The organism is Dyadobacter psychrotolerans (assembly GCF_004349265.1).
GTDB classification, from domain to species: Bacteria; Bacteroidota; Bacteroidia; order Cytophagales; family Spirosomataceae; genus Dyadobacter; species Dyadobacter psychrotolerans.
Map to the genome: position 1 here is coordinate 483275 of NZ_SMFL01000003.1, position 16661 is coordinate 499935.

Annotated in this window: 13 protein-coding genes; 9 read left to right on the forward strand and 4 right to left on the reverse strand. The window is 42.5% G+C overall.

Annotated elements, in window-relative coordinates; all coding sequences use genetic code 11:
* Positions 1–133: 133 nt before the first annotated feature.
* Positions 134–622 carry a hypothetical protein gene (locus tag E0F88_RS09760; RefSeq protein WP_131958047.1) on the forward strand — a complete coding sequence of 163 codons (489 nt, stop codon included), beginning with the start codon at positions 134–136 and terminating at the stop codon, positions 620–622.
* Positions 623–781: 159 nt separating this feature from the next.
* On the opposite strand, the gene E0F88_RS09765 is transcribed toward E0F88_RS09760, so the two are convergent.
* A complete protein-coding gene (locus E0F88_RS09765; RefSeq protein WP_131958048.1) occupies positions 782–1444 on the reverse strand; it encodes an ABC transporter ATP-binding protein in 663 nt (220 codons plus the stop codon).
* Between the two features lie 88 nt (positions 1445–1532).
* Between E0F88_RS09765 and sucC the strand changes: the two genes are divergently transcribed.
* Complete coding sequence (sucC, locus tag E0F88_RS09770) at positions 1533–2756, forward strand: ADP-forming succinate--CoA ligase subunit beta (protein ID WP_131958049.1); 1224 nt, start codon at positions 1533–1535, stop codon at positions 2754–2756.
* A gap of 286 nt (positions 2757–3042) precedes the next feature.
* On the opposite strand, the gene E0F88_RS09775 is transcribed toward sucC, so the two are convergent.
* From E0F88_RS09775 to E0F88_RS09785, 3 genes are all read right to left on the reverse strand, one after another.
* Positions 3043–4374, reverse strand: coding sequence for a GntP family permease (locus E0F88_RS09775; protein ID WP_131958050.1), 1332 nt, complete (start codon positions 4372–4374; stop codon positions 3043–3045).
* A 39-nt stretch (positions 4375–4413) separates the two neighbouring features.
* The gene (locus E0F88_RS09780; RefSeq protein WP_131958051.1) at positions 4414–5562 is read right to left on the reverse strand and encodes an alpha/beta hydrolase family protein; all 1149 of its coding nucleotides are present in this window, start codon (positions 5560–5562) and stop codon (positions 4414–4416) included.
* A 91-nt stretch (positions 5563–5653) separates the two neighbouring features.
* Positions 5654–6529, reverse strand: a complete 876-nt coding sequence (locus E0F88_RS09785) for a diacylglycerol/lipid kinase family protein (protein ID WP_131958052.1) — start codon at positions 6527–6529, stop codon at positions 5654–5656.
* Between the two features lie 39 nt (positions 6530–6568).
* Here E0F88_RS09785 and E0F88_RS09790 point away from each other — a divergent pair, with 39 nt between their 5' ends.
* The 7 genes from E0F88_RS09790 (at position 6569) to E0F88_RS09820 (ending at position 16650) form a co-directional block, all read left to right on the forward strand.
* Positions 6569–7567, forward strand: coding sequence for an App1 family protein phosphatidate phosphatase (locus E0F88_RS09790; RefSeq protein ID WP_131958053.1), 999 nt, complete (start codon positions 6569–6571; stop codon positions 7565–7567).
* 34 nt (positions 7568–7601) lie between these two features.
* Positions 7602–8762: a trans-sulfuration enzyme family protein gene (locus tag E0F88_RS09795; protein WP_131958054.1), complete on the forward strand. Its 1161-nt coding sequence runs from the start codon at positions 7602–7604 to the stop codon at positions 8760–8762.
* Between the two features lie 113 nt (positions 8763–8875).
* On the forward strand, positions 8876–9562 hold the full coding sequence (locus tag E0F88_RS09800; RefSeq protein ID WP_131958055.1) for a response regulator transcription factor: 687 nt from the start codon (positions 8876–8878) through the stop codon (positions 9560–9562).
* 71 nt (positions 9563–9633) lie between these two features.
* The gene (locus E0F88_RS09805; RefSeq protein WP_131958056.1) at positions 9634–11001 is read left to right on the forward strand and encodes a sensor histidine kinase; all 1368 of its coding nucleotides are present in this window, start codon (positions 9634–9636) and stop codon (positions 10999–11001) included.
* An 80-nt stretch (positions 11002–11081) separates the two neighbouring features.
* The gene (locus tag E0F88_RS09810; RefSeq protein ID WP_131958057.1) at positions 11082–12329 is read left to right on the forward strand and encodes a TolC family protein; all 1248 of its coding nucleotides are present in this window, start codon (positions 11082–11084) and stop codon (positions 12327–12329) included.
* 50 nt (positions 12330–12379) lie between these two features.
* A complete protein-coding gene (locus tag E0F88_RS09815) occupies positions 12380–13468 on the forward strand; it encodes an efflux RND transporter periplasmic adaptor subunit (RefSeq protein ID WP_131958058.1) in 1089 nt (362 codons plus the stop codon).
* Between the two features lie 80 nt (positions 13469–13548).
* Complete coding sequence (locus tag E0F88_RS09820; RefSeq protein ID WP_131958059.1) at positions 13549–16650, forward strand: efflux RND transporter permease subunit; 3102 nt, start codon at positions 13549–13551, stop codon at positions 16648–16650.
* Positions 16651–16661: the final 11 nt, after the last annotated feature.

The following is a 16661-nucleotide window of genomic DNA, read 5'->3' on the forward strand; positions in this document are numbered from 1 at the left end:
CAAAATCCAGAGGATATGTGAGTGGTAAACAGCTACCAACAGATTCAACAAATCTTTCAAAACTAATAGTAATGGGTATTTTCAATAGGTATTATATCCAATATCTTTGCTGCCCAAACATTTAACTTACCCTATGCAAACTTTTTTTACAAATGCTATTAAATTAGCAGCACTTTCACTGACGATCCTGTTTATGAATTTTTCCTGCCAGGATCACGAAGTGCCTCAATTATTACCAGTTTTAGAAACAATACCGGTAACCCAAAGCAGGAAATCTCCCCCTCCTTATCTAACATTTTACATTAACCATTATCGGGTCAATATTAAAGAGAAGGGAAACGTCCCCGTTGCTGAATACGGTGTTCTATATTCAACTTACCATCCCAGTGAATTAGAGAACAATGCATCTTATGTAATTAAACAACCAACAGTTTTAAACAGTCCTCCTCACGTAATAACGCAGGAGTTTGAAATAGGCGAAAGGTTAATGAGTAATGATGGTGATAACTTTCCTTTGAGGACATACGTGTATCAGAGAGCCTATGCAAAACTTACAGATGGGCGTGTTGTTTATGGCGATGTGATTTTAACACAATCAGGAAGGAGTATTCCTTTGATGTAATTAGTTACCGACAAAAAATAGCCGCCCGGAAAATTCCAGGCGGCTATTCACTTTACTCAACGTTATGAAAAACTTCGCCATTATGACGGGGCTTTGAAACGTTGGTCACATATCGTTTGAAAATAATTAGTTATTTTTTCTATTTATTTTTTCCAATCATCATAAAAGCATCTTTCCATCCTGCATAACCAGGCGCCTGTCAGCCATTTCCGCCAGATCTTCATTATGGGTGACGATAATAAAAGTTTGTCCGAATTCATCTCTCAGTTTAAAAAATAATTGGTGGAGGTCCAAAGCATTGTGCGAATCAAGATTGCCGCTTGGTTCATCTGCCAGCACAATGGCAGGTTTGTTCAGCAATGCACGCGCCACGGCTACACGCTGCTGTTCTCCACCGGAAAGCTGCGAAGGCAAGTGATCCATCCGATCAGCAAGACCCAGTAAATCAAGCAATTCTTTTCCTCTCGAAATAATTTCCTTTTCTTTCATCACTCCACCGATGTATGCAGGCATGCAGGCATTTTCCAGGGCTGTAAATTCGGCAAGCAGATTATGGAACTGAAAAATAAAACCAATCTTTTCATTTCTGAACCTGGCCAGATCTTTATCTTTCTGAGTAAAGACATTTGTATTTTCGATAAAAACCTGCCCTTCCTCAGGTCTGTCGAGTGTGCCTAGAATATGTAAAAAAGTACTTTTTCCTGCGCCGGAAGGCCCAACGATCGCAACCACCTCTCCTTTTTCCACTTCAAGATCAATTCCTTTCAGAACCTGAAGCGAACCGTAAGTACGTTTTATTCCTTTTGCCTGAAGTAAATTCATTTTCCGAAAAGATAATTGGGCTAAAACCTACGCCCGTTTTGATTAATTCCTTAATTTGCCGTGAAAATACCAATTTACTTTTATACTCATGAATATTCACGAATATCAAGGCAAAAGCGTTCTGAAAAAATACGGCGTTCGTATTCAGGAAGGGCTTGTAGCCGACACGCCCGACAAGGCGGTAGAAGTTGCACGTGAGCTTAGCCAGCAGACAGGTACCAAATGGTATGTGGTTAAATCTCAGATCCACGCTGGTGGGCGTGGGAAAGGCAGAATAGTTGGTACTGAACAACGTGGTGTTGCTCTTGCCAAATCTGTTGAAGATGTGCGTACGATATCAAATAACATTCTTGGTAAAGTACTTGTTACACACCAAACCGGCCCTGACGGAAAGCGTGTAAATAAAGTACTTATTGCAGAAGACGTATATTATCCGGGCATAAGTGAGCCTAAAGAATATTATTTATCCATTTTATTGGATCGCGGCAGAAACTGTAATGTAATCATGGCCAGCACCGAAGGTGGAATGGACATTGAAGAAGTTGCCGAGCACACGCCGGAAAAGATCATGAAAGAATGGATTGATCCAAAAGTAGGTTTACAGCCGTTCCAGGCGCGTAAAGTTGCTTTTGCTCTTGGTCTTGAAGGTGATGCTTTCAAAGAAATGGTTAAGTTCATCGGTTCTCTTTACAAAGCTTACATCGAAAGTGATGCAGCTATGTTTGAGATCAACCCGGTTTTGAAAACATCTGATAATAAAATACTTGCTGTTGATGCAAAAGTAGATCTTGACGACAACGCATTGTTCCGTCATCCTGAACTTGCTGAAATGCGTGATACCAACGAAGAAGATCCTTTGGAAGTTGAAGCAGGAGCAAATAACCTGAACTATGTAAAACTTGACGGAAACGTGGGTTGCATGGTTAACGGTGCTGGTTTAGCTATGGCTACAATGGATCTTATTAAGCTTTCGGGCGGCGATCCGGCTAACTTCCTGGATGTTGGGGGTGGCGCGAACGCACGTACGGTAGAAGCAGGTTTCCGTATCATTTTGAAAGACCCGAATGTGAAGGCAATCCTGATCAACATCTTCGGTGGTATCGTTCGTTGTGACCGTGTTGCTGCTGGTGTTGTTGAAGCATACAAGGCAATTGGTGAGATCCCGGTTCCGATCATCGTTCGTCTGCAGGGTACAAATGCTGAAGAAGGCGCACGTATCATCAACGAATCTGGTTTGAAAGTTCAGTCTGCGATTGAATTCAAAGAAGCGGCAGCCAAAGTTTCAGAAGTTCTTGCTCAACTGGGCGTTTAATTCCTGGAAATATTAACATTGAAAAGGCGATCCGGAAGGGTCGTCTTTTTTTGTTTACCCGGAGAGAGATTTCGGTGCGCTGCACCTTTCCGGTAAATTATGTATTGTGTCTATCTACAAATATTGCGGTGCTCCGCACCTAAGAGAAGCAAAAAGGTACAGACAACCAAAAACATTATATTGTAAATAGACAAAGGTCAACTGAGGTGCAGGGCACCGTAATACTTGTCGAAGCAATAAATCAAAACAATGAATCCAAGGTGCAGAGCACCAAAATATCAAACCATCAGCAAAGAATCAAATACAGCACAAACGTAGTCACAAAACTGGCAACACCCTGTAATCCTGTGAGGATCGTATGAGTTCGGTATGTATCTTTTGCAGAGATCCCTGTAAACTGCGACACAACCCAAAACCAGGCATCGTTGGTATGTGAAACTACCATTGCACCACTGCCAACTGCCATCACAACCAGGGTAATTTGTAAAGGGGTTTCAAAACCCAGGGTGATCAGCAACGGAGCCAAAATGCTGGTTGTTAAAACCATCGCAGAGGTAGTCGAGCCCTGCGCTGTTTTGAAAAAGGCGGCAATAAAAAAAGCGATCAGAAGCAAGTATCCGCCAGACATTTCATTTCTGGTCAACCATTCACTCACCATTTCTTTCAATGGTGTTTCTTTTAAAATAGCACCAAAAGCCCCACCTGCCCCCACAAGCACCAGCGTTGTTCCGCAGTGTTCTATACCGCTTTTAAAACACACCATCATTTTCTCCGAAGCCTTTTCCGGAAAAAGGGAATAACTGAAAAAGATAGCCAACAGAAATGAAACCAACGGACTTCCAAAAAATCCCAGCCATTTAACCAGTTCGGCGGGAAAGTTTAAAATTTTTGCAAAAGACGCCAGTGTGATCAATAATATCGGTAACAAAATTGGCATAAAAGCTTTCCAGGCTGGCGGTAGTTTATGTGTTTCAGGCGTGGTATGATGCTCAGAGGTTTCATCAATAATTTGTACATCTTTTGCATATCTTGCTGCAAACCAGGTAGACAGAAACAGACTGGGAATAGAAACAATCAACCCGATCAGAATAACGAGGCCAATTGAGTCGGGAATACCCAGATTGCCCGCCGCAGAAAGTGGCCCGGGTGTTGGAGGAACAAGTGTGTGGGTTGCAAACAAACCACCGGAAAGTGATAGTGAGATAGTAGCAAGAGGAATTTTTGTCCGCTGTGCTACGATTTGATTTAGCTTATGTAAAATAATAAATCCCGAATCGCAGAATACCGGAATGCCGACAACTGCACCAATTACCGACATGGCAAGTGCCGGGCGCTTTCCTCCGAATAAATTTAAAATAACATCGGCAACTTTGATAGCTGCACCGGATTTATCCAGAATTGCGCCAATCACACAGCCAAGAATTACCATCAGGCCAATCTTCGACATCAGCTCGCCAAAACCTTTCCCAATAGTTTCAGCCAGTTTATCAATCGGAAGCCCTGCAAATATACCAACGCCCAGAGCAGCCAAAAGCAAACCAGCCAGCGGATGCATTTTGAGAACCGTTGAGCTGAGAACAATAAAAAGTATGGATATTAATACAACGATGATGATCATAAACCTTTCGAAAAATCCGATTGACAGTCCGATAAACTTCTATAAAAGTTCCATTACTTTTTCATCACCAACTACATAATTCGCAGGACGCGGATGTGCCGCATTGAAAACTTCCAGATCTTTCTGTTCAAGTACTTTGGCTGGATTTTCGTCAATCTGTCCGTTTGGATCCGTTACCGCTTTCAAATCAAGATTGAGATATTTAGCCATGAAACTGTACATCGCTTTACGCTTCGATGGACCGTAATCATGTTTTTCATCAGGTAAATGCACATTTTGAACCAGATCCTTTTTTCCATAACGTGAATAAACTTTTTGTATAAAAGGAAACTCGACTTCCGGCGTATTTTTCGTCCAGTCGGCACCATCGGAAATTAATAGCATCGGGCGTGGAGAAGCAAGTGCCGCAATCTCCACATTATTGGTTTGAAAGCTTCCGTTTTTATGAATCGGCAAACCACTCTCACATACACATCCTCCGAAAAAATGAGCTGATACCATCACACAGGGAACAGAAACTTTGATCCTGTCATCCAAAGCGGTTAAAAGGAAAGTCTGGGTTCCCCCACCCGATTCTCCGGTAACCGCAACCCTTTGCGGATCAACACCGGGAAGAGACGAAATAAAATCCAGCGCACGTATTGCATTGATTGTCTGCAATTTCAGCGCTTTCGGCATTTTATGCTCACATTGTTTTGAATCACCTTGCCCGACCATATCCCAGACGAAAACGATTGCGCCCATACGTGCCAGCGTTGCGCAGCGCTTTTGTGTTTGCTCACGGAATCGCCCATGCGGATTTTCGCCATGCCCGTGCGGAGCCAGTATAGCGGCATAAGAAGTTTGTTTTTTAAACGGACGATAAAGATTGCCAGTGACATACACACCCGGCAAACTTTCAAAGGCCACGTTTTCGATGGTGTAACCATCCATTATTTTTTTGCTGTGGATAATTGGCTGTGACCTGGGTTTGACAGGCAAAGTTTGCAGTCCCATTCCTAACCGTATCTGATTTTTTATCTGAGCCGCTCTGATTTCCCAGGCAGTTTTTGTAGTGACCGCATGTTTTTCAAGAAAAGCTTTTCCTTCCGCCTCAGTAAAATAGGCTCCCTGACACAGCTCTGCCGTTTGGGCAAAAAGACTTGAAACGGCTGTAAGTGCGATTACAAATATAAAAAGTGACTTCATTTTAGATTATGAAAAGTTAACTTCCAGAAAAGACAAGGCTGATGTAACACTACTGATAAAATCCGCGAAACTCAACCTACCTGAGCCACATTCAGGGAACAGCAACTTTGATATAACCTTTAAGAATCTTAGCCTCCAGCCTGCGTACTAACCCTTTGTACTCTCCGTCAATTTGAAAATAGACTTCTTTGTCAAGACATTCTATGACCGCTTTCTCTACGGAAATAATTTTCATTATTTCAGGATTCAGGTCCGTGCTACCTGCAATGATTTTAGCCGTTTCGAAAAAGTCGAGTTTTTTTGCAATTACCAGCTCAAAAAAACCATCAGACATATCTCCAACCGGATTTATATTAACACCAGTCCCATATTTCTGAGCATTTGCTATGATCACAATCAATGCCTCGGTTTCTATTACTTCCTGATCCGTTGTAATACGAACCTGAAAATTTTCATGTTCACTGAGTGTTTTAAACATTTCCTTCGCGTAACCCAACTTTCCTCTCGTGTCGCTGTTCTCATAGTTTTTTACCAAAAGTGCGTTAAGACCAATATCACTTAGATGCAAACTAATTTCACTATTAATACTTACCGCATCAACGTTTATCGAGTTATGCCCGAATGCAATATTGACTGAATCCACCAGATCAGCAGGAATTTCGAAATCAACAGATAATCCATTCGCTGAACCGGCCGGGATAATTCCGAGAATTACATCCTGGTCGTGAACGGCCTGAGCAACCAGAGAAATGGTGCCGTCACCGCCCGCAACAATTACCCTTTCCGGTTTTATATTCTCAACCATTTCCCGGATAATCGCCTGATCTTCTTTACCTGATGTAGAATAAATCCGAAGATCATAACCCTCGGCCTCTGCTTTTTCAATTACAGCTTCAAAAATTTCGTTTTTATCCAAATCACCCGATATCGGGTTTACAACCAACAAAACCTTTCGTTCTGAAAACATATTGTCTAAATTAGGGACTTTAAGGGTTAAATGTAGTGTATGGAACGGTGTGATATAAAATTGTATCGAGGTTACGCAAATAAAAAGGAATTGGTCGTTTTTGGCCACCTGGTTGAGAAATATCCATCCGGTGACCATAAATATACACGAAAAGGCTTCCGATATGCAAGAACCATATTACAGCTGTTTTCAATAAAAACCATTCCCAGCCTGAAAGTGACTTTACGGGTGGGATCGGTTGTTGCGGAAACAACCGCCGAAGGAGACGGCTACTTTCGTTTTCAAATTCCCTACACCGAAAAACCGGATGGCGGCTGGCACAAATACGAAGTGTCTGTTGATGAAGAAATTAATGGCAAAAAATACCAGGCTACCAGTGAGGAAGAGTTTTTTATTCCTTATACGAGTTCATACGGTATCATTTCCGACATAGACGATACGTTTCTGATATCGCACAGCCGCCGCTCGTTCAGGAAATTATTTGTGTTACTTTCCAAAAATGTGCAGGCAAGAAAGCCTTTTGATGATGTCGTAAAACATTACCAGCTTTTGTCTTTCGCAAGCAGGGTTCACCCGCAGATACAGAGCAATATTTTCTTTTATGTTTCCAGCAGTGAATGGAATCTGTATGATATGATTGTCCGGTTTGCAGAACTGAACGGCTTGCCGAAAGCTATTTTAAAACTAAAAAAAATAAAATCAGGACTGGACGATTTTGTCACAACGGGAGGCGGCTCCCACGGTCATAAGCTGAGAAAAATTCAGAATGTTATCGGATTTTACCCTGAATTGCAGTTTATTCTGCTTGGTGACGATTCACAGAAGGATCCGGAAATTTACGAGGAGATCTGCCGGGAATTCCCTAAAAGTATACGCGCCGTTTATATTCGTCAAACCAGAACACGAAGTAAACCGCTCAGCAGTATGCATATAAAAAACATAGAAAATCTGGGAATAGATACCTGCTATTTTGCCCACAGTAACAAAGCCATTATCCACTCACTTGAAAAAGGAATTGTTTTCCAAACTCCTGCCTGATATAAAAACTGACTAATCGAATTAAATATTAACCATGGAAATTTCGCATATTCTGAATGAGCTTGGCGAGGACCGCAGCCTTTACTTCAACGCTGTTTCGCCTCCAATCATGCAGACAAGCAACTTTGTCTTTGATACATTTGAAGATATCAGAAAAGCATTTGAAGATGAAGATTCAGCTTATTTATATTCCCGGGGAAAAAATCCGACCATTGAAATTCTCAGAAAAAAACTCGCTGCACTGGACGAAGCGGAAGATGCACTGGTATTTAACAGCGGGGCCTCTGCCATATTTTGTTCTGTGCTGGCGAATGTTAAAACGGGTGACCACATCATTTCTGTTGATAAACCATATAGCTGGGCCTGGCGGATGTTTGACAATATGCTGCCGAGATTTGGTGTGGAAACGACTTACATTGACGGGACTAAGATTGAGAATTTCGAGAACGCGTTACGACCGGAAACGAAGGTTATCTATCTTGAATCGCCTAATTCCAACACTTTTGAATTGCAGGATCTTGAAGCAATATCAAAACTGGCTAAAAGCCGTGGAATAGTAACAATCGTCGATAACAGCTATTCGTCGCCCATCCACCAAAAACCACTTGCTCTGGGCATCGACCTGAGTTTACAATCTGCCACCAAATACCTCGGCGGGCATAGCGATACTGTGGCAGGCGTGCTTACTGGCAGGAAAGACATGCTTCAGAAAATTTTCAATGAGCAACTTCTGAACAACGGTTCCGGTATTTCACCTTTTAATGCCTGGCTCATACTGCGCGGCCTGCGAACACTGCCTGTTCGTTTGGCGCACATTACCAAAACCACGGAAAAGGTGATTGCATTCCTGAAAACGCATCCAAAGATCGACAGGGTTATTTTCCCTTTTGACAATGATTTTCCCCAGCTCGATCTTGCAAAAAAACAAATGAGCGGTGCATGCGGGCTTTTTACAATTGTTTTAAAAACAGATTCTTATAATCGAATTGAAAAATTCACCTATGGTCTTAATCATTTTTTAGTCGCCGTTTCCTGGGGCGGCCATGAATCGTTGATTTTACCTCAGGCAGCAGCTATCGGTCCGGAAAACTTTGATCCGATCATTGAAAGACATCGTATGGCAAGGGTTTATGTAGGCCTTGAAGACGCGGATTATCTGATCGCGGATCTCAGACAGGCGCTTGAAATCCTTTAATAAAACAGACATTTATTTGGTTGCTTAGCCTCTAAATTGCGTCCGTCGTTAAAAACTTTGAGTCCGTTGCGGTTAAAAGCATTATTTCACACACCATCCTGACTTATAGCTAAATGAAAAAAATACTGATTGTCGAAGACGACAGACGCATTGCCCAGAACATTTACCGGGGACTGGTTTCTGAACATTTTGAAGCAGAAATTGCTGCTGATGGAATTACAGGCAAACAAATGGCTCTTGAAAAGAAATTTGACCTGATACTTTTGGACGTAAATCTGCCGGGAATGCGCGGTTATGAAGTTTGTCAGCAAATACGTCTTTACAAACCGGCCATCCCGATTATTATGCTGACAGCATACGGCGAAATTGAAGACAAGGTTGAAGGGCTGGGCCGCGGAGCTGACGATTATATCGTTAAACCTTTTGATTTCAGGGAGTTACTGGCAAGAATCAATGCCGCACTTCGTATTTCAGAAATCAGAAATCCTGAAAATGAAAACAAGGTGCTGCGTATTGCAGATTTGGAAATGAACCTGGGAACGAAGGAAGTGATCCGTGCGGGAAAATCAATAGAGTTAACAGCAAAAGAATTTGCGCTGCTTGAATATTTCCTGATCAATCGCGGGCGTGTTGTTTCAAAAATGGATCTGGCGGAGCACGTCTGGCACCTCAATTTTGATCCCGGCACCAACGTGGTTGAAGTGTATATCAATTATTTACGCAAAAAAGTAGATAAAGATTTTACGACAAAATTAATTCACACGCGCCCGGGACTTGGTTATATTTTGAAAGAGGATTAAACGACTCCACCGCAAATTCGTCCAACCAGCACGTTCTACCTCTTTTATTCAAATTTGTTTTATCTCTTCCTGTGAAAATTAAGGACCGGATTGCTTTGCAGTTTACAGTACTCGTAGCTGCACTACTTTTTCTGTTTTCTGTGGCTGTCTATACGATCTCTTCTACTTTCAGGCAGGAGGAATTCTTTGACAGGCTTAGAAGTAAAGCCCGCACCACCTGCCGGCTTCTGGTAAAGGTTAACGGCATCGATAAAGATCTTTTAAAGGTAATCGATGAAAATACGCTTACAGAAATGCTGGATGAAAAGGTACTGATCTTTAATTCAAAAAATGACCTGATCTATTCCAGTGTCGACGACAAGCTCCTAACCTATCATGTCAGGTTACTCGATGAAGTACGTCAGAAAAAAAGCATTGAGTTTGTTCAGGAAGATAGCGAGGTAATCGGTTTGCTTTATACCGAAGGCACCGAACCACTGGTTGTACTGGCTTCGGCTTATGATAAATTCGGGCGGAGTAAACAGAGTAATCTGATACGGACACTCGCCTGGGGATTGCTTGTCGGGATTGGCGTTACTGTTGTTTTAGGTATTTATTTTGCCGGCAATTCGCTGAAACCGATCAGCAGTATTAACGACCAGGTTTCACTTATTACGGCGCAAAATTTGTCGCAAAAACTCGATGAAGGTAACCGCAAGGATGAAATTGCACAACTGGCAATCAACTTTAATACCGTTTTATATCGTTTAAATCAGGCATTTGAACAACAGAAAAGTTTTGTTTCCCATGCTTCACATGAACTACGAACGCCCCTGGCAGCCCTAAAATCGGAGATTCAGCTTGGCCAGCGTTTTGTTCAAGACGATCCCGATTTGGAGGAAGTTTTCAGCAATCTGTTTTCGGATACCGAGCGGCTGATCAGCATCACGAATAATTTGCTGTTTCTTGCAAGATCGTACGAAAATATCGACCGCATGAAAATGTTTCCGGTTCGTATAGAAGATCTTGTTTTTCTTGCCAAAGAGGAATTGCTAACGTCTTTCCCGAATTATACCGTAACCATTGACTACACGACAATTCCCGATAACGAACGCGAAACGGTCATCGAGGGAAATGAGGAACTTCTTAAACGTGTTTTTCTTAACCTGATTGACAACGCCTGCAAGTACTCGAATGACCACAAAGCGCAGATATTGATTTCAACTGATGAAAAACATTGCGTCGTCAGTGTGAAGGATCAGGGTGTGGGTATCAGTCAGGAAGACTTGCCGCATATTTTTAATCCCTTTTTCAGATCATCTCAAACCAGCGAGCTTCCCGGTTTTGGAATCGGACTTTCGATCTGTCACCGGATTGTTGAATTACATCACGGAAGCCTGTCAGCAACCAGCGAATTGGGAGTTGGCAGCGAATTCCGCGTACAGCTTGACCATATCTAAGGTTCTAATTTTTTTCTAAGGTTATTTTAAGGCTCCTGTAATACCAGCTGCCGAATATCGCATGTTCAAAAAAAGACAACATGCGCCTTTACATAATCGGAATTTTAACGCTTATCTCCACCGGTCTTTTCGCCCAGGATACATTGCGGCTTAACATCAGACAGGCTGACAGCCTTTTCCTCAAAAATAACTTAGAGCTTCTAGCCGAAAAATATCAGATCGATATTGCAAAATCCCTGGAAATACAGGATAAACTTTGGGATAATCCAAACCTAAGTGTTGAACTAAGTGCTTACAATCCTTCTCGGGGATTATTTGACGTTGGTCGTCAGGGCCAAAAAGCGATCAGCATTCAGCAAATGATTACACGTGCCGGCAAACGCAATAAGCAGGTTGCCCTTGATGTGGAATCGACCCGGAAAAGTGAATACCAATTTTTCAATCTGGTCCGTACTTTAAAATTTGACCTTCGTCAGATCTTCTTTGAAACCTATTTTTTAGGAAAAACGATCCGTTTACTCGACAATCAAATTGCTACCCTGAACACAACGGTTGCGGCATTTGATAAGGAATATAACCGGAACAATATTTCGTTAAAGGAAGTCGTCCGTTTAAAAGCGCTGCTTTTTCAGCTCACCAATGACCGCGCCAACATTCTTTTCGAATTATCAGAGAACCAGCGCGATCTGAGAACTTATCTGAATACCGATCTGCCCATTCAGCCGGTGGTTGACAGTTCTGACATCAACCGGTATCAGATTAAAAATTATACAATGTCTTCCCTGAAAGAAAAGGCTATTCAAAGCAGAGCTGATTTAAAGGTTGTGCAATCATCAACAAAACAGGCAGAACTAAACTATACACTGCAAAAAGCACTGGCGGTACCAAACATCCAGTTAGGTGCTTTATATGACCAGGCCAGCAACTACCAAAACAATTATTTTGGAGTTTCTGCTTCGGTAGACCTGCCGTTTTTTAACCGCAACCAGGGAAACATTAAAGCTGCGAAGAGCAACATCAGTTACTATAAAACAGCCGAACAAGCAAAGGAAAATAGTATTTCCAATGAAGTCGACGCAGCGCTGCAAAAAGTAACCGTGGCAGAAAATGCCTATCAAAGCGTAGAAAGTCGGTTTACAAATCAGTTTGAGTTGCTGAACAAAGGGATTTACGACAACTTCCAAAAACGCAACATTACGCTGCTCGAATTCATCGATTTTATCGAAACCTACAACGAAAGTATCAGGGAATTTAACCGCCTCCAGGCCGACCGTATCAAAGTCTACGAAGAGCTCAATTTCGTAGTTGGCGAAGAGCTCTTCAACTAAGACAAACCTATTTCAACCATATCAAGGCATTTGCTAATCATATTATAAAAATGAAAAATTCCCCCTATATCCTTTTACTGGCCATGCTGGCCGTCTGGACCACATCCTGCAATAAAAAAAAGGAGGTGCAGGATGAGGTAAAAGCGTTTATGCTTTCCGATACGATGATGAGCCGTATCACGCTGGATACCGTTAAAACAGAAATGGTTCGCAATGAACTAACACTTGTCGGCAAGGTTGTACCGGATGAAAATCAGGTTATTAAAATATTCCCGCTGGTAGGTGGTAATGTAGAAGACGTGAACGTTGAGCTGGGTGACAATGTGAGAAAAGGACAGAAACTCGCCACGATCCGCTCAGGAGAAGTTGCTGATTTTGAGCGGCAAATGATACAGGCACAATCTGATTTGCTGATTGCGCAAAAAAATCTTTCCTCCACAGAAGATCTTTACGAAAGCAAACTCGTTCCGGAGCGCGATGCGATTACAGCCCGCCAGATGGTCGACAAAGCACAGGCAGAACTAAGCCGGGTTAAAGAGATTTTCTCAATTTACGGAATTGGAAAATCAACCAATTACACCATCAAATCGCCAATCAACGGTTTTATAATCGACAAAAACGTGAACCGCGGTATGCAGCTTCGTTCAGATAATTCTGAGAGCCTGTTTACTGTTGGCCAGATTGCAGATGTTTGGGTGATGGCCAATGTCAATGAAAGTGATATTCCAAGAGTCAAACTGGGCATGGCTGCAGATGTCCGCACCATCAGCTTCCCTGATCAGATCTTTAAAGGAAAGGTTGATAAAATCTACAATGTGCTTGATCCCGAAACAAAGGCAATGAAAATCAGGATACAGCTGCAAAACGTTGGTTTTAAGCTTAAACCGGAAATGCATGCAACGGTTTATCTGAATTTTGAAGAAGGAAATCAAATGCAGGCAATTCCTTCGCAATCCATCATTTTTGACAGAAGTAAAAACTGGGTGATGGTGTTTCACAGCCGTTCTAAAATTGAAACCCGTGCAGTGGAAATTTACCGTTCTCTGGCCAACCGGACCTACATCAGCAGCGGACTTAAAAACGGAGATGTGGTTATATCAAAAAATCAGCTTCTGGTTTACGATGCGCTGAATGATTGAGTGACGACCCGGCAAGCGTTATCATTCTACCATTCTCTCATCGCACCGGCGACCCGGTCAACATTCTATCATTATTATTTATGAATAAATTCATTCGGGGAATTGTTGGTTTTTCTCTTAAAAACCGATTTTTCATTTTCTTTATGACAGGCTTGCTGATCGTTGCAGGTGTTGTCAGCTATCAAAGCACCCCTCTGGAAGCATTTCCGGACGTTACCAATACGCAGATCATCATTGTAACCCAATGGAACGGCCGCAGCGCTGAAGAGATAGAACGATTCGTAACCGTACCAATTGAAGTGGCGATGAACTCTGTACAACAAAAAACCAATGTCCGGAGTACAACCATGTTTGGTTTAAGTATTATCAAGATCATTTTTGACGATAATGTCGAAGACTTTTTTGCCAGACAGCAGGTGAATAATCAGCTCCGGAATATCTCACTTCCAGAAGGCGTAGAACCTGACGTTCAGCCGCCATACGGACCTACGGGAGAAATTTTCAGATATACACTAAAAAGCAAAGATCGTGACAGCCGTGAACTACTGACGCTACAAAGCTGGGTAATTGACCGCCAGCTGCGCAGTATTCCCGGTGTGGCCGATGTGGTTGCCTTTGGTGGAAGAGAGAAAATCTATGAAGTTCAGGTTAATCCGACCAAACTGGTTAAATACAATATCACACCACTTGAAGTATACCAGGCAGTTACCAAAAGCAATGTCAATGTAGGTGGTGACGTGATCGAAAAAAATGGCCAGGCTTATGTTGTTAGGGGAATCGGTCTGCTTAATTCTATTCCTGACATTGAAAATATCATTGTAGAATATGTAAAAGATAATCCTGTTCTGGTGCGGGATGTGGCGGCAGTGAAGGAGTCGGACATGCCACGCGTGGGCCAGGTTGGGCTCGATGAAAACGACGACGTTGTTGAAGGAATTGTGGTACAGCGAAAAGGCGAAAACCCAAGTGAAGTGCTGGCTCGCATAAAGGATAAAGTTGAAGAACTGAATACCAAAATTCTTCCTCCGGATGTAAAAATGGTGACCTTTTACGACCGGGATAACCTGATCGAATTTTGTGCGCATACGGTAAAACACAACCTTGTTGAAGGAATTGTGCTGGTAACCGTTATCGTATTTCTTTTCATGGCCGACTGGCGTACGACGGTGATTGTATCGATCATTATCCCGCTTGCGCTGCTGTTTGCCTTTACGTGTTTGAAACTAAAAGGAATGTCGGCCAACTTACTATCGATGGGGGCGATTGACTTCGGGATCATCATTGACGGAGCCGTGGTAATGGTTGAGGGAATTTTTGTGGCGCTCGATCATCTTGCGCACCGAAACGGAATGGATCGTTTTAACAAGCTCTCGAAACTGGGTTTGATCAAAAAAACCGGTGGAGAACTAGGTAAAGCAATCTTTTTCTCAAAACTGATTATCATAACAGCTCTTATCCCGATTTTCAGTTTCCAAAAAGTGGAGGGGAAAATGTTTACCCCTCTCGCCTACACACTGGGTTTTGCCTTGCTGGGAGCGCTACTTTACACACTCACACTGGTGCCGGTTCTTTGTTCATTTTTGTTAAATAAAAATGTCCGTGAGAAGAGTAATCCCATAGTCAGATTTTTTGACAAGATTGTAATCAATGGTTTTGAGTGGTGTTACGGGCACAAAAAAATCAGCATACTTTTCGCTTCCGTTTTTCTTGGACTAAGTCTTTTTTCATCCACTTTACTGGGTACGGAATTCCTTCCAACTTTAAATGAAGGTGCACTTTGGGTTGAAGCTAAAATGCCGATGAGCAGTTCTTTGAACGAAACCATCAAAATGGTGACAGTACTTCGTACCAAGTTAAATGAGTTTCCGGAAGTTAATGGTGTTTTATCCCAAACGGGACGTTCCAATGACGGAACTGATCCATCCGGTTTTTACTATGTACAAATGCAGGTTAATTTAAAACCAAAAGATGAATGGAAAAGAAACATCACGCAGGATCAGCTGATTGAGGAAATGGATACCAAGCTGAAAGAGTTCCAGGGCATTAACTACAATTATTCCCAGCCAATTATCGATAACGTGGCAGAAGCGGTTGCCGGTATGAATGCAAGTAATGCCGTTAAAATTTACGGAGACGATCTGGAAACGCTTAATACCAAAGCCAATCAGGTTCTGGAAGCGATTAAAGGCGTCCCGGGAATCAAAGATGTTGGGATTCTAAGAAATATAGGCCAGCCCGAAGTAAGTGTGATTTTGCATGATCATAAAATGGCCCAGTACGGCGTGAGTACCGCCGACGTACAGGCAGTAATTGAAATGGCTATCGGGGGGAAAACAGCATCTATCCTTTACGAAGGCGAGCGCAAATTCGATATCCGTCTTCGCTATGAAGAACAATATCGCCGGAGCGTTGATGACATTCAGCAGCTGATGGTTCCGACGCTGACGGGCGGCAAAATACCTTTGAAAGAAATTTCTACCATCAGAACGGTAACCGGGCCTGCCTTTGTTTACCGCGATAATAACAAGCGTTTTATTGGTGTAAAATTTTCCGTTCGCGAACGTGACCTTGGAAGTACCATTGCCGATGCGCAGAACCGGGTAAAACCATTGCTGAAGTCTCTTCCAAAAGGATATTCGGTAAACTGGTCAGGAGAGTTCGAAAATCAGGTTCGTGCGACAGCCCGTCTTGGGCAGGTTGTTCCCATCAGTCTGATCGGTATTTTTATTCTGCTCTTTATTATGTTCAGCAATGCCAAAGATGCGGGATTGGTTTTAGTCAACGTACCTTTTGCGTTGATTGGCGGCATTCTTGCACTTCACGCCACAAACATGAACTTCGGAATTTCGGCTGGTGTCGGTTTTATTGCCTTGTTTGGCTTATGCGTTCAAAACGGGGTGATCCTGATATCTGTATTCAATAAAAACCTGGCCGCAAGAATGCCACTGGATGAAGCTATAAAAGAAGGAGTTAAGTCACGAATTCGTCCTGTAATCATGACGGCGCTGATGGCCGCAATTGGTTTGCTTCCAGCTGCGACATCTACAGGGATTGGATCAGAAACACAGAAGCCTCTTGCCATAGTGGTGATCGGCGGATTAATAACAGCGACAATTTTAACATTGATGATCTTCCCGATTATCTACGGATTCTTTAACAGGAAGAAAAAAGTTCTGACATAAATTAACACGAC

Coding starts and splice junctions, on each gene's coding strand:
- sucC (WP_131958049.1), top strand. CDS start 1,533: ATGAATATTCACGAATATCAAGGCAAAAGCGTTCTGAAAAAATACGGC.
- E0F88_RS09760 (WP_131958047.1), top strand. CDS start 134: ATGCAAACTTTTTTTACAAATGCTATTAAATTAGCAGCACTTTCACTG.
- E0F88_RS09800 (WP_131958055.1), top strand. CDS start 8,876: ATGAAAAAAATACTGATTGTCGAAGACGACAGACGCATTGCCCAGAAC.
- E0F88_RS09780 (WP_131958051.1), bottom strand. CDS start 5,562: ATGAAGTCACTTTTTATATTTGTAATCGCACTTACAGCCGTTTCAAGT.
- E0F88_RS09790 (WP_131958053.1), top strand. CDS start 6,569: ATGGAACGGTGTGATATAAAATTGTATCGAGGTTACGCAAATAAAAAG.
- E0F88_RS09775 (WP_131958050.1), bottom strand. CDS start 4,374: ATGATCATCATCGTTGTATTAATATCCATACTTTTTATTGTTCTCAGC.
- E0F88_RS09765 (WP_131958048.1), bottom strand. CDS start 1,444: ATGAATTTACTTCAGGCAAAAGGAATAAAACGTACTTACGGTTCGCTT.
- E0F88_RS09785 (WP_131958052.1), bottom strand. CDS start 6,529: ATGTTTTCAGAACGAAAGGTTTTGTTGGTTGTAAACCCGATATCGGGT.
- E0F88_RS09815 (WP_131958058.1), top strand. CDS start 12,380: ATGAAAAATTCCCCCTATATCCTTTTACTGGCCATGCTGGCCGTCTGG.
- E0F88_RS09795 (WP_131958054.1), top strand. CDS start 7,602: ATGGAAATTTCGCATATTCTGAATGAGCTTGGCGAGGACCGCAGCCTT.
- E0F88_RS09820 (WP_131958059.1), top strand. CDS start 13,549: ATGAATAAATTCATTCGGGGAATTGTTGGTTTTTCTCTTAAAAACCGA.
- E0F88_RS09810 (WP_131958057.1), top strand. CDS start 11,082: ATGCGCCTTTACATAATCGGAATTTTAACGCTTATCTCCACCGGTCTT.